Here is a 12,794-nt window from a genome sequence, read left to right as displayed (position 1 = left end):
CGGACTAAATTTCCCCGCAAAGGGAATCTGACAGATACAGAATGTTTCTTTTTTGAAAGGATGGAACCCATGGAAGAGTTACTCGATGTACTGGCCGGGGGAGGGGAGATTGCGGACCTCCTCGGCGATCTGAAGGAGGGCCGTGACCGACAACTGGTCACGGGCCTTGCGGGCGGCGCGCGTGCCGCCCTGTTTGCGCTCGCTTCGAAAAAGACGGGCAGGGCGGTTCTCGTCGTCGAACCGAATATGCTGCAGGCGCAGCGCACGTACGAAGACCTCATCAGGCTTTCCGGAGAGGGGGCGGTCCGCCTATATCCGGCGGATGAACTGACCGCGGCCGAGCTGTCCGTCGCGAGCCCGGAACTCCGAGCGCAGCGCATCGAGGCACTGGATCATCTCATGCGGGACGGTTCCGGCATCTTTGTTACTCCGATAGCCGGGCTCCGCAAGCTGCTCCCCACTCCGTCCGACTGGCAAAACGCCGCCCTTTCTGCGGAGCTGGGAGATGAAATCGATCCTGCAGAGTGGGCGGCAAGCCTTGTCGCCATGGGCTTCTCCCGTCAGCCGATGGTGACCTCCCCGGGCGAGTTCGCGCTCAGGGGCGGCATCCTTGATATTTATCCGCTCGACCGGGAAGAACCTGTCCGGATCGAGCTGTTTGATACGGAAATCGATTCCATCCGGACTTTCTCGGCGGATGACCAGCGCTCCACAGGGCGCCTGGATACTGTCCGGATTCTTCCCGCGCACGAATTCAGCTGGTCTGCAGAACGGCTTGCCGTGACGGCCCAACGCCTTGAAGAGTCACTTGCCGCAAGCCTCAAGAAGGTAAGCGATGAGGCAGCACGCGAGGCGCTCCTCGAAAAGATCGGCGCGGACATCGCGCTCATGAAGGACGGGGAGATTCCGGAAGGCGTCATGAAGTATGCTTCACTGGCAGGCGAGACGGCATTTCTCGGTGATTATTTCCCGGAAGAGGGCATCCTGTTTTATAACGAGGCCGGCCGGATCATTGAAGTGGCGGATTCGCTGGAGCGTCAGGAGGGCGAGTGGCATACCGAGATGATCGCCTCCGGGAAGCTGGTCCACGATGCGCGGCTCAGCCATACGTTCAAGGAAATCGACGCGATGACCGGTCAGAAGAAAGTGTATCTTTCCCTGTTTTCGCGTTCACTGCCGGGACTCGTGCTGAAGGACACCGTGCAGATCTCCTGCAAGCCGATGCAGCAGTTCCACGGCCAGATGAACCTCCTGAAGTCAGAAGCGGAACGCTGGCGGGCCGGCGGCTTTACGGTGTTTCTGCTTGCGGGAGACCGGGAGAGGATGGAGAAAGTCCGCTCCATCCTCGAGGACTATGGCATGGAGGTCGATATTCCCAAAGGAGGCACAGTACCCGGCTCCGGCATACACGTGATTGAGGGTGACCTGTCCGACGGGTTTGAACTGCCGCTCAGGCAGATCGCCGTCGTGACGGACAGTGAACTCTTCAAGCAGCGATCCCGCAGAAAAGCGCGTTCCCAGAAGCTGTCGAACGCCGAGCGGATCAAAAGCTATTCGGAAATCAAGCCGGGCGACTATGTCGTCCATATCCAGCACGGCATCGGAAAGTACATCGGCATCGAGACACTTGATGTGGGCGGCACGCACAAGGATTATCTCCATATCAGCTACCGCGGGGATGACAAGCTGTATGTGCCGATCGATCAGATCGACCAAATCCAGAAATATGTCGGGTCTGAAGACAAAGAACCGAAAATCCACAAGCTGGGCGGCACCGAATGGAAAAAGACGAAAAGCAAGGTATCGAAGGCAGTCCAGGACATCGCCGACGACCTCATCAAGCTGTATGCCAAGCGGGAGGCCGAAAAAGGCTTTGCTTTCTCGCCGGATGACGACCTCATGCACTCGTTCGAAGCGTCGTTCCCGTATGACGAGACCGACGACCAGATCCGCTCGATTGAAGAGATCAAGAGGGACATGGAGCGCGAGCGGCCGATGGACCGGCTTTTGTGCGGCGATGTCGGTTATGGCAAGACGGAAGTCGCAATCCGCGCCGCATTCAAGGCGGTCGGGGATGGCAAGCAGGTCGCCTTCCTTGTCCCGACGACCATTCTCGCCCAGCAGCACTTTGAAACAATGAAGGAACGATTTGCCGGTTTTCCGGTCGAGGTCCGAATGCTGAGCCGGTTCGGAACGAAGAAAGAGCATCAGGAAACCGTCAAGGGCCTGAAGGACGGTACGGTCGACGTTGTCGTCGGCACGCACCGCCTCCTTTCGAAGGATGTGGAATACCGCGACCTCGGACTGCTCATCGTCGACGAGGAGCAGCGCTTCGGCGTCACGCACAAGGAGCGAATCAAGCAGATGAAGGCGAACGTCGACGTCCTGACGCTGACGGCGACCCCGATTCCGCGCACGCTGCATATGTCGATGATCGGTGTCCGCGACCTGTCCGTCCTGGAAACACCGCCGGCCAACCGATTCCCGGTCCAGACATACGTCATGGAATACAGCGGCCCGCTCGTCCGGGAAGCGATCGAGCGGGAAATGGCGCGCGGCGGACAGGTGTTTTATCTCTATAACAGAGTCGAGGACATGGCACGCAAGGCAGAGGAGATCCAGATGCTCGTGCCGGAGGCCCGTATCGCGACAGCACACGGCCGCATGTCCGAGACAGAGCTGGAAGCGGTCATCCTTGCTTTCCTGGAAGGAGAGTATGATGTCCTCGTGACGACAACGATCATCGAGACCGGTGTGGATATCCCCAACGTCAACACGCTGATCGTCCATGACGCCGACCGGATGGGCCTCGCCCAGCTGTATCAGCTGAGGGGGCGGGTCGGCCGGTCGAACCGCGTCGCGTACGCGTACTTCCTTTATCAGCGGAACAAGGTGCTGACCGATGTTGCGGAAAACCGCCTGCAGGCGATCAAGGAATTCACAGAGCTCGGTTCCGGCTTCAAGATCGCGATGCGCGACCTGTCGATCCGGGGTGCGGGAAACCTCCTCGGAGCCCAGCAGCACGGCTTTATCGATTCGGTCGGGTTCGACATGTATTCGAAGATGCTTGAAGAGGCCATCGAGGAGAAGCGGGGCAACGGCAAGGAAGAGGACGTGCCGGATGTCGAAGTGACGCTCCACACCGATGCGTTCTTCCCGGACAGCTTTATCCCCGACGGATTCCAGAAAATCCAGATGTACAAGCGGGTCAAGGCGGTGGCGACCGAAGAAGACTATTCGGAACTTGTCGACGAAATGGCCGACCGGTTCGGCGACTTGCCTCTGGAAGCCGAGCAGCTCCTGAAAGTCGCTCTGATGAAGGTATGGGCCCGGGAAGCCGGCGTCCATTCGATCAAGCAGCAGGGTGACCGGGTGATCATCTCATTCACGGAAGCGGGGACCCGGCAGGCGGACGGCGCAAAAATCATGGAGGACACGCTCCAATACGGCCGTGCCGTCGGTTTCCACGTGGAAGATGGCCGGCTGCTCCTCACGATCGACGGGTCGAAAACCGGCAAAAAGACGCTGTTCGATGTGCTTGAAGGCGTCATGAAAATTTTACCGGAAGCGAAAAAACAGGAAGCATGACCTGTCCGCAGGGCGGGATTGCATAAATTGGCTAATCGTGATGCATACTAAGCGCGCAGACCTATCCGAACGTCGAAAGCGAGGCATCACGAATGAGAGCAACAGGTATCGTCAGACGGATCGACGACCTCGGCCGTATTGTTATCCCGAAAGAAATCAGGCGCACCATGCGCATCCGGGAAGGCGACCCGCTTGAAATCTTCACTGACCGGGACGGGGAAGTCATCCTGAAAAAGTATTCCCCAATCAGCGAGCTGGGGAGTTTTGCACAGGAATATGCAGAAACGCTTTACGAAACATTGGGGACGCCGGCGCTCATCAGCGACCGTGATGAAATGATTGCGGCAGCCGGCCTTCCGAAAAAAGATTATCTGGGCAAGCGGATCTCCGGTGAACTGGAGGAGGTCATGCTCGGACGCTCAATCGTCACCGAGAAAAATGAAAAGTCCCTGGAATGGGTGCCCGGTGTCACCGAACAGATCAAGTCATCGTGCATCTGCCCGATCGTTTCGGGCGGCGACCCGATCGGCGCTGTCTACCTGCTGTCGAAAGTCCACTTTATCGGTGATCCGGAAGTAAAGGCAGCGGAAACCGCAGCCCACTTCCTCGCCAAGCAGATGGAGCCGTAACGCCTACAACTGTTAGAATGTATAGAATGGCCGGAGGGCCGCCGCAATGCCGGAAACTACCGGCGGAGCGGCGGCCTTTTGGTTTGGCGAAAGCCGGATGTTCCCTTTGGCCGGCGTGCTATAATGGGGATATTCTTGGAAAGAAGGAAGCCTGAAGCATGCAGCAGCAATGGAACATGAAGACTTTCATGAGAGGTGCGGCCCTCCTGGCGGCGGCCGGCATCATCGTCAAAATCCTGAGTGCGGTTTACCGCATTCCGTTCCAGAACCTGGTCGGCGACAAAGGATTTTATATATACCAGCAGGTGTACCCGTTCATCGGCATCATCACGGTGTGGACATCTGCGGGATTTGCGGTCGCCGTCTCCAAGGTGATGGCGGACCGGGACCGCGCGGAAAGCGGCGCCGTCATGAGGATTGCGCTGGCCTGCCTGGCCGTGGTGTCCGGGGCAAGTTTTCTTGTGCTGTTTTTGGGCGCTGAGATCATCACCGGCTGGATGGGCGACCTGCAGCTGGCCAAGCTCCTGCGCGCCGGTTCGCTTGTCATTTTGTTCATGCCGCTCCTCGCCCTCCTGAAAGGCGTCTACCAGTCGGAAGGCCGCATGGCACCGGTTGCGGCCGCCCAGGTGGCCGAACAGGTGGTGCGGGTGACGGTCATCCTGGCGGGCACCCTTATCGTCGTCTCAGCCGGAGCCTCCCTTTACATGGCCGGACAGATGGCCATGTGGGGTGCGGTCGCGGGCGAAGCGGCGGGCGTTCTTCTCCTGTTCGCCCTGTTCAGGAAGTGGACGGGCCGCCCGGACTTCCGGGACCGGTCGGTATCGGTCCGCGCCTGGCCTGTCGTGAAGGAGCTGACGGCGATCAGCCTGGCAGCAAGCCTGAGTTCGCTTATTTTGCTTTTTTTCCAGCTGGTCGATTCGTTTACGGTGTTTAACCTGATGGCGGAAACGATGGAGCGGGAGTCGGCGATGGAGGCAAAGGGTGTCTATGACCGGGGCCAGCCGCTTGTCCAGATGGGCATTTTGCTTGCTTCCACCCTTTCACTGTCGATCGTGCCGCTTGTCGCGGCCCACACGGCCAAAAAAAACGGCCGGACGGCGGAACCGTTTATCCGTCTGGCCTGGAGGCTTGCGTTCCTGTTTGGCTGGGCGGCGGCGCTCGGACTGATTCTCGTCCTGCCTTATGTCAATGAAATGCTGTTCGAGACGCGGAGCGGATCCGCCGCCATCATGGTATTTTGCATCCAGATATTCGAGCTGTCGCTGATTTTGCCCCTCATGGCGGTGCTCCAGGGACTGGGCAGGGTGAAGGTGCCGGCGCTCCTGCTTCTGCTGGGCCTTGCGGTCAAGGTGGCGGCCAACTGGCTGCTTGTGCCTCAGGCGGGCATCCTCGGCGCCTCCGTCGCGGGGGTGGCGGGATTTGCCGCAGCCGGAGTAGGGATTCTGATCTATTTTAAGAAAGTGTGGCCGGTGCGTCTGGCCGAAGGCCGGTTTTACATGATGATCTCGGCGGCGTCCCTCATGATGGCAGCCGTCCTCGTCCCGTGGATGCTCTTGGCCGATATGTGGCTGTTTGACGCGCTTCCTGCCCGGGTCGGCGCGACACTCACCGCCCTTACCGGCGTTGCCCTCGGTGCGGCTGTGTTTCTGTCAGTCATCGCGAAGACACGTGTGCTGTCGGAGCGGGAATGGTACCTGATCCCGTTTGGCCGGTGGCTTGCCGCCCTGCAGCTGATTTTGAATAAACCTAAGAGGAAGTGATCCCATGAATGAAATCACCGTGATCGGTCTCGGGGCGTCGGGCCTCGACGGGCTGCCGCTCGGCGTCTATCGCAAGCTGAAAAGTGCAGGGCTCGTACATGTCCGGACGGCTGACCATCCCGTCATCGCAGAACTGGAGGCGGAAGGCATCACATTCCGCACATTCGACGACGTCTACACCAAACATGATACTTTCCCTCCGGTTTACCGCGAAATCGCGGACACGCTCCTGGACATGGCTGAAGAAGGGCCGGTCATGTACGCCGTGCCCGGCCATCCGCTTGTGGCCGAACAGACTGTCCAGCACCTGGTCCAGGCGGAGCGTGAAGGAAGGGCGCTCCTTCATATCGAAGGCGGCCAGAGCTTTCTGGACCCGGTATTCAACGCGCTCCGGATCGACCCGATCGACGGTTTCCAGCTGCTGGACGGCACGGAGATGCACCGGGATGATGTAAAAATGGACCAGCACGTCCTGATCGCTCAGGTGTATGATGCGTTCAGTGCATCAGACGTCAAGCTTACGCTCATGGAAAAGTACCCGGACGACCACCCGGTCACCATTGTCACGGCTGCCGGGTCCCCTGAAGAAAAGCTCGTCACCGTCCCGCTTTATGAGCTGGACCGGACTGTGGAGACCAGCAACCTCATGACGCTTTACATTCCTCCTGCCGTCCGGCTTGAAGAGCGGCTGAAGGAATGGGACGCCTTCCGCGAGATCATCCGCATCCTGAGAAGTCCGGACGGTTGCCCTTGGGACCGCGAACAGACACACGAGTCGCTCCGGAAATACCTGATCGAGGAAGCGCATGAACTCGTCCAGGCAATCGATGACGGGGACGATGACGCCATCATCGGCGAACTGGGCGATGTGCTTCTGCAGGTGTTCCTCCATGCGCAGATCGGGGAGGACAACGGCTACTTCCAGATGGAGGATGTGCTGGAGACGGTTGCGGAAAAAATGATCCGCCGCCATCCGCATGTGTTCGGCGACGCGGATGCGGCTGACGCCGATGCCGTCGTCAGCAACTGGCAGGCGATCAAGGAACGGGAAAAAGGCGGAACAACCCGTTCGGTCCTGGACGGGCAGGAGCGCTACGCCTCGTCTCTCCTCACGTCTTACAACTACCAGAAGGAAGCCGCCAGGCACGGATTCACCTGGCCCGATGCGGAAGGCGCCTGGGACAAGTTCGAAGAGGAATGGCAGGAATTCCGGCATGCTGCAGAGAATGGCGGAGAAGGCGAACGGACCGATGAGTTCGGCGACGTGCTCTTCACGCTCGTCAACCTCGCCCGCTATTATAAGGTGTCGCCCGAAGAGGCGATGACCGGGGCCAACCGCAAGTTCAGAAGGCGCTTCACCCATGTCGAGGAACGGGTCCGGGAAGGCCGGGGAAGTTTTGAAGACTATACGCTGGAAGAACTCGACGCATTCTGGGATGAAGCGAAACGATTGGAGAGGATGTAAGTGAGACTCGATAAATTCCTGAAAGTGTCCCGCCTCATCAAGCGGCGCACGCTGGCAAAGGAAGTGGCGGACCAGGGCCGCATTATGGTGAACGGCAAAAAGGCAAAGGCATCGACTGTTGTCAAAGAGGGCGACGAGCTCGCCATCCGCTTTGGCCAGAAGCTGGTAACCGCCCGTGTGGACATGCTGAAGGACTCCGTCAAAAAAGATGAAGCCGGCAACATGTTCACCATCCTGAAAGAAGAAAAACTCGACAAAGTCGAACCCGAATTCATCGACGACGAAGACTGACACAAAACGGCCCGGAGCGCACCAAGCGTCCCGGGCCGTTTTTCCATCGGTATTCTTCAGGTCATGTTTCCCCGCTTCCGCTCATACAATGCGTTGAACGGACAAGGACAAGCGAAAAGGGGGAACGAACAGATGCAGATCGAACAGACGGAAAATCCGGGCACTGCCTACCAGATTCCATCCGGCGACCACCACGTGTCGCTCAGAAACCGCAAAAGGATGGATCTGACGTCGGTAAAAGCGATCGACCGATTTGACCAGGAAGAGTTTATCGTACGCACCTCGCAGGGACAGCTCCAGATCCGGGGAGACGGGCTCCGGATCGTCCACCTCGACGTGGACAAGGGCCTTCTCACCCTCGAGGGGACCGTGAAAGTGCTCCAGTATGAAGACGAAGACGGTCATTCACGGAATATCCTTACCAAGTTATTCGGATGATCGTTTCCCATCAGCTGCTCAGCCTGCTGGCCATGGCCGGGACAGGCATCCTTGCCGCTGCCGTCATCGACATGATCCGGACGGCGGGCGGCGGTACCCGGGCCGGCACCGCCATCGAGCTGATGGCGTGGCCGCTTTTGGGGTTGGCCGCGTTTTCCGTCCTGTTCGCCGTGCGGTCGGGCGAATGGAGGCTCTATGACCTGCTGGCCCAGCTGCTCGGCGTATTGCTTTACGAATCTGCGCTGCACCGGCCGTTCAGGTTTGCGGGCAGGCTGCTCGCAGCGCTGATCATCCGTCCGGTCCTGTTCCTGCTGGGGCTGGTCTGGGGAATAGTCGCCTTCATTATCGGAATCCCGCTCCGCCTGGTCCTCTTCCTGGTACGGCTGCTGCTGCGCCCGTTTCAAAAGCCGATCCGTGCGGTCCGCAGAAAAGCGGGGAATCTGTCAAGAAAAGTTCGCCGCAAGTTCGCCGGCCACCCCTTAAAAAAGAGGTCCGCATGAGGTATAATGGATGAATCATGCGCTCCGACGCAGGCAGGGGGACCGAGGATGGAACAGCAAAGCAGGCAGGCAAACAGTCATGGGCCCGTCACACCGATCCAGACCGAGTATGTCCGGGCCCGGGAACGCAAGGAACAGATCAAGAAAGCGCGGAAAATCCGGCTCTATAGGAGACTCGCTGTCTTCGCCGTTCTCGCGGTGCTGATATTCGGGTGGATGACCTGGTCGCTCGTCGAAAAGAACCAGGCTATCGCCGCCAAGCAGGAAGAGAAAAAAGCAGCGATCGCGGAGCTGGAGAAACTTCAGGAAGAAGGCGCGGCCCTGGAACTTGAGCTCGAAAAACTGGACGACCCGGAATACATCGCCAAGCTCGCCAGGAAGGAATACCTCCTGTCCGAGGAAGGCGAAATCATCTTCACACTACCGGATGATGAGAAAAAGGATAAAGAGAAAAAAGACGGAGACTCAGAGAAGTAAACCGTCTTCTATAAAAAGAGGACAGCAGCGGCCCGGGAATAAACGGAGTAGCCGCTGCTGTTTTTAATGGGGATGCAGTAAGGCGGAATCCTCTTAAACTCCGCCCGCTCCAAGAAATCCGGCCGATTCATTGACACTCTTTGATTGTTGGTTATAATTAGGTCAAGGGACTTGGTCTGTCAAGACCCGGAATATGTATGCATGGCTGTCAGTGACGGCCCGCTTAATCTTTAAGGAGGAGCATTTTTTTTATGTCAATTGAAGTCGGCAGCAAGGTACAGGGTAAAGTAACAGGAATCACCAACTTCGGGGCATTCGTTGAGCTGCCTAACGGGAAGACTGGCCTGGTCCACATCAGTGAGGTTGCAGACCACTACGTCAAGGACATCAATGATTTGCTCAAGGTCGGCGATACCGTAGAAGTTAAAGTGATGAATGTCGGCAACGACGGGAAAATCGGCCTGTCGATCCGGAAAGCGAAGCCGGAATCCGAACGTCCTCAGCGTCCGGAGCGCCCATACCGCCCGCGTGGCGGCAACCGTGGCGGCGGCGACCACGGACGTGTAGGAAAAGAAAACTTCGAGCAGAAGATGGCACGGTTCCTGAAGGACAGTGAAGACCGTTTGTCCACCCTCAAGCGCGCGACGGAATCCAAGCGCGGCGGCCGGGGTGCGAGAAGAGGCTGACTTGCTGACTGCTTCGATCGAAAAAAATCTCTGATATAGATGCCCGGGAAACAGCCCGGGAACGCTTCGGCGGCCTGACGGATTCTTTCCGGCAGGCCGCTTTTTGTTGCAGTGGCCCGTCAGCATCCGCCACCGTTCCACATGAAACAGGCTTTCCGATTAGCCGGGACACGAAAAAACCGGCCCTCCCCCGAATCGGGGAAGGGCCGGTTTCCGTATAGCGGCGGAGGGGATCGAACCCCCGACCTTACGGGTATGAACCGTACGCTCTAGCCAGCTGAGCTACACCGCCGTGTTTGCGACACTTCCATATCATACAGAGCGGAACAGCCGGTGTCAATCTTTTTTTGTCTATGGCATCAAAAATCCTGCCGCGTGATTCGTCGTATTCCTGCCAGCTTCCGCAAATATGGAAGATTCCAAAAAAGATGCTGATTCCGTCGAAAGTTTCTCCGGCCGGGTTGCCAGGAACAGACAAACTTCCGTGAATCGCCCCGGTATACTCAGGACACTTGATTCAAAGACGAGGGGGAATCGAATCATGAGATTATTGGGGAATGAGGCATGGCAAAATGCAGGCATGCCATTCAGGCGCTGGGCGGATGCGGTGTCCAGGCGCAAGGTGAAGATCGGATTCTCGCTGTTTTTCCTGGCAGCTTCGTTTTTCCTATCAAGGGCGGTGCTGTTCGAGGCGGCTGTGCCGTTCCTGTTGCCGGTATGGGCGCTGGCGGCCATCCGCTACCGGAATTACCTTCCGCTCGTCATCATCGGCGGAGGGCTGGGCAGCATGATGCTCGGGCCGGGACAAGCGGCGATCCATATCCTGCAGATCCTGCTGTTCCACTCGATCATCCGTTTCCGGGTTTTCCGGAAATCGGTGCCGGTGACGCTCGGGCTGGTCGTGCTGGCAATCCAATCGGTCTGGCAGATGGCCTCATACGGAGGTCAGGTGGCGGGGGATGTCTGGTTTCTCATTGCCTGCGAGGCGCTGCTGACGGCATTTATGGCGGTTTTCCTGTTTGCGGTGTTCACGCCGGCGCACAAGTTCCTGCATGAGCGCTGGACTGCGGAGCGGACGGGGGCCGCGTTCCTCGTCGGTGCGCTGATGATCACGGGAATGGGCGGGATGATTTATGGTCAGTTCTCGCTACCGGCCGTCCTGATCCATCTTGCTGTGCTGTTCTCGGTATCGGTCGGGGGACTGGCGGCGGGAACGGCTGCTGCGACGGTGATCGGGACAATTGTCAGTGTCTCTGATCTTGAGTTCAGCGGCATGATCGCCCTTTATGCGCTGACCGGCTTCTGTGCGGGAATCGCCGCGAAGGCCGGCAAGCTTGGCATAGCGGCTGCCGCACCGCTCGCTTCGGTGTTCTTCTATATGTATGACGAGACCCTGCCGCTTGATGACGTCCACTTTATGTCGATGGCACTTGCCACTCTTCTGTTCCTCTGCATCCCGTCCCGCTCGCTCGCATTTGTACGCAGCAGGGTGAATCCGGACCGCACCGTGCAGTCGGAGCGCCGGAGAGTCTGGCTTGAGGAAAAGATGGACAGCCAGCTGCATGACTTCCACCAGTTTGCCCACTTCATGTCGCAGCTGGTAAGCGACCACAACGGCAACCGGGAAGACGAGGGGCAGCGCCGCCCGCCGGCCATCTGCCAGTCATGCTTCCGCTACGAGAAGTGCTGGTCGGATCCCGAAGACGGCATCGCGCCGCTTCTTGACGAGTGGATGAAGGCCCAGGCTTCGCCGAAGCGCGGGCCAAGGATCAGGATGGAGGAGCGGATCGGATACAAGTGCGTGCGTTCCACGGGGCTCATGCAGGAACTCGAGGAGGATTATTCCCAGGCCGTCCTGAACAACCAGCTTCATCACGGGCGGAAGATGCTTGCGCTTCAGCTGCGCGACATGAGCCGTCACCTGAACGACATGATGATGAATATGAAAGAAGAGATCAAGACATTCCGCCCTGAAGAAGAGGAATTGTCCGCCCGTCTGCATAAGCTGGAAATCCCGCACTTCCAGGTGGATATCCTGTCGGAGGAGCAGGGCGCCCGCAAAATCGTCTGCTCGCTGCCGGATCGCAAAAGCGAGTGGGAGACGGAGCGCATGGTCGCAGAGCGGCTCATCATGCCGGTGCTGAACGAGATGTACGGCGAGCCGTTCGAGGTGGAGAAGTCGGTGTTCCTGGAGGATCCGTTCCCGCATCTCCAGGTGACGTTCGTCTCTGCCGTCCGCTTCACGATGGACTACTCGGTCGTGTCTTCTTCCAAGGACGGCACATTCCACGCAGGCGATTCCCACGAAGTGTTCCATCTTCATGACGGCCTTGCCGCGGTGATCCTGTCAGATGGCATGGGTTCGGATGCACAGGCCTACCGGGAAAGCCGGAAGGTGATCCGGCTCATGAGGGAATGCCTGAACCGCCGGATGGATCCGGAAACGGCGATGCACACGCTCCATTATGTCATGTCCCTCAAGGGAGGGGACGATATGTACGCGACGGTCGACCTGGCGCTGATCGACCTGCAGGACGGCAGGCTCTGGTCGTACAAGGCCGGCTCGATGTCGACCTACATCAGCAGGGGCGGGAAATTGTTCAAACTGGAGAGCGCCGCGGTGCCGTTCGGCTTCCTGCCGTCCTTCTCGGTGGACGCAAAGCGCCATGGCCTGAAGGCGGGCGATGTGATCGTCATGATGACAGATGGCATGTTCTCGCCGTCGGTCGCTCCGGAGCAGCAGGAGCGCATGCTGGGAGCGGTGCTGTCGCGCTGTGAAGACCTTGGTACGGACGGGATGGCAGATTATATCATGCAGGAAATGGCCCGCAAATTCCGGCTGCCGTCTGACGACCGGACGGTGATTGTCATCAAAATCGAGCACACGGTCCAGAAATGGTCAATATTCACGCCATATTCAACGGTTACCGGCAAGGAAACGGTGGTAAGATGAAAGGAAA

General features: G+C 58.5%; 10 protein-coding genes and 1 tRNA gene. 10 read left to right on the top strand and 1 reads right to left on the bottom strand.

Annotated features, from left to right (window positions below; all coding sequences use genetic code 11):
- Positions 1-69 precede the first annotated feature (69 nt).
- The 9 genes from mfd to DZC51_RS14640 all read left to right on the top strand — a co-directional run bounded on the left by mfd (position 70) and on the right by DZC51_RS14640 (position 9,834).
- Entirely contained in the window at positions 70-3,588 is a 3,519-nt protein-coding gene (mfd, locus tag DZC51_RS14680; RefSeq protein WP_157297186.1) for a transcription-repair coupling factor, read from the top strand.
- A 92-nt stretch (positions 3,589-3,680) separates the two neighbouring features.
- Complete coding sequence (gene spoVT, locus DZC51_RS14675) at positions 3,681-4,217, top strand: stage V sporulation protein T (RefSeq protein WP_157297183.1); 537 nt, start codon at positions 3,681-3,683, stop codon at positions 4,215-4,217.
- 158 nt (positions 4,218-4,375) lie between these two features.
- Positions 4,376-5,977, top strand: coding sequence for a putative polysaccharide biosynthesis protein (locus DZC51_RS14670; protein WP_157297181.1), 1,602 nt, complete (start codon positions 4,376-4,378; stop codon positions 5,975-5,977).
- A gap of 4 nt (positions 5,978-5,981) precedes the next feature.
- Positions 5,982-7,442, top strand: a complete 1,461-nt coding sequence (gene yabN / locus DZC51_RS14665) for a bifunctional methyltransferase/pyrophosphohydrolase YabN (protein ID WP_157297179.1) — start codon at positions 5,982-5,984, stop codon at positions 7,440-7,442.
- Complete coding sequence (locus DZC51_RS14660) at positions 7,443-7,733, top strand: RNA-binding S4 domain-containing protein (RefSeq protein ID WP_157297177.1); 291 nt, start codon at positions 7,443-7,445, stop codon at positions 7,731-7,733. It begins immediately after the preceding gene.
- 132 nt (positions 7,734-7,865) lie between these two features.
- Positions 7,866-8,171, top strand: a complete 306-nt coding sequence (gene yabP, locus DZC51_RS14655; RefSeq protein WP_157297175.1) for a sporulation protein YabP — start codon at positions 7,866-7,868, stop codon at positions 8,169-8,171.
- Positions 8,168-8,671 (top strand): spore cortex biosynthesis protein YabQ, encoded by a 504-nt coding sequence (gene yabQ / locus DZC51_RS14650; protein WP_157297173.1) that lies wholly within the window; start codon positions 8,168-8,170, stop codon positions 8,669-8,671. Before yabP ends, yabQ begins: the two co-directional genes overlap by 4 nt.
- Positions 8,672-8,719: 48 nt before the next feature.
- A complete protein-coding gene (locus DZC51_RS14645) occupies positions 8,720-9,148 on the top strand; it encodes an FtsB family cell division protein (protein ID WP_157297171.1) in 429 nt (142 codons plus the stop codon).
- 251 nt (positions 9,149-9,399) lie between these two features.
- A complete protein-coding gene (locus DZC51_RS14640) occupies positions 9,400-9,834 on the top strand; it encodes a S1 domain-containing RNA-binding protein (RefSeq protein WP_157297169.1) in 435 nt (144 codons plus the stop codon).
- Positions 9,835-10,052: 218 nt separating this feature from the next.
- On the opposite strand, the gene DZC51_RS14635 is transcribed toward DZC51_RS14640, so the two are convergent.
- Positions 10,053-10,126, bottom strand: a tRNA-Met gene (locus tag DZC51_RS14635).
- A 249-nt stretch (positions 10,127-10,375) separates the two neighbouring features.
- Here DZC51_RS14635 and DZC51_RS14630 point away from each other — a divergent pair.
- Positions 10,376-12,787 (top strand): SpoIIE family protein phosphatase, encoded by a 2,412-nt coding sequence (locus DZC51_RS14630; RefSeq protein WP_157297167.1) that lies wholly within the window; start codon positions 10,376-10,378, stop codon positions 12,785-12,787.
- The last annotated feature ends 7 nt before the right edge of the window (positions 12,788-12,794 follow it).

Origin of the sequence: Bhargavaea sp. CC-171006, assembly GCF_009761675.1 — a bacterium.
Classification (GTDB): Bacteria; Bacillota; Bacilli; order Bacillales_A; family Planococcaceae; genus Bhargavaea; species Bhargavaea changchunensis.
Note: the sequence above shows the minus strand (reverse complement) of the source record. Positions and strands in the feature narration are given on the sequence as shown.

Excerpts from the sequence above, each read along its gene's own strand:
- mfd (WP_157297186.1), top strand. The coding sequence starts at position 70 with ATGGAAGAGTTACTCGATGTACTGGCCGGGGGAGGGGAGATTGCGGAC.
- spoVT (WP_157297183.1), top strand. The coding sequence starts at position 3,681 with ATGAGAGCAACAGGTATCGTCAGACGGATCGACGACCTCGGCCGTATT.
- DZC51_RS14670 (WP_157297181.1), top strand. The coding sequence starts at position 4,376 with ATGCAGCAGCAATGGAACATGAAGACTTTCATGAGAGGTGCGGCCCTC.
- yabN (WP_157297179.1), top strand. The coding sequence starts at position 5,982 with ATGAATGAAATCACCGTGATCGGTCTCGGGGCGTCGGGCCTCGACGGG.
- yabP (WP_157297175.1), top strand. The coding sequence starts at position 7,866 with ATGCAGATCGAACAGACGGAAAATCCGGGCACTGCCTACCAGATTCCA.
- yabQ (WP_157297173.1), top strand. The coding sequence starts at position 8,168 with ATGATCGTTTCCCATCAGCTGCTCAGCCTGCTGGCCATGGCCGGGACA.
- DZC51_RS14645 (WP_157297171.1), top strand. The coding sequence starts at position 8,720 with ATGGAACAGCAAAGCAGGCAGGCAAACAGTCATGGGCCCGTCACACCG.
- DZC51_RS14640 (WP_157297169.1), top strand. The coding sequence starts at position 9,400 with ATGTCAATTGAAGTCGGCAGCAAGGTACAGGGTAAAGTAACAGGAATC.
- DZC51_RS14630 (WP_157297167.1), top strand. The coding sequence starts at position 10,376 with ATGAGATTATTGGGGAATGAGGCATGGCAAAATGCAGGCATGCCATTC.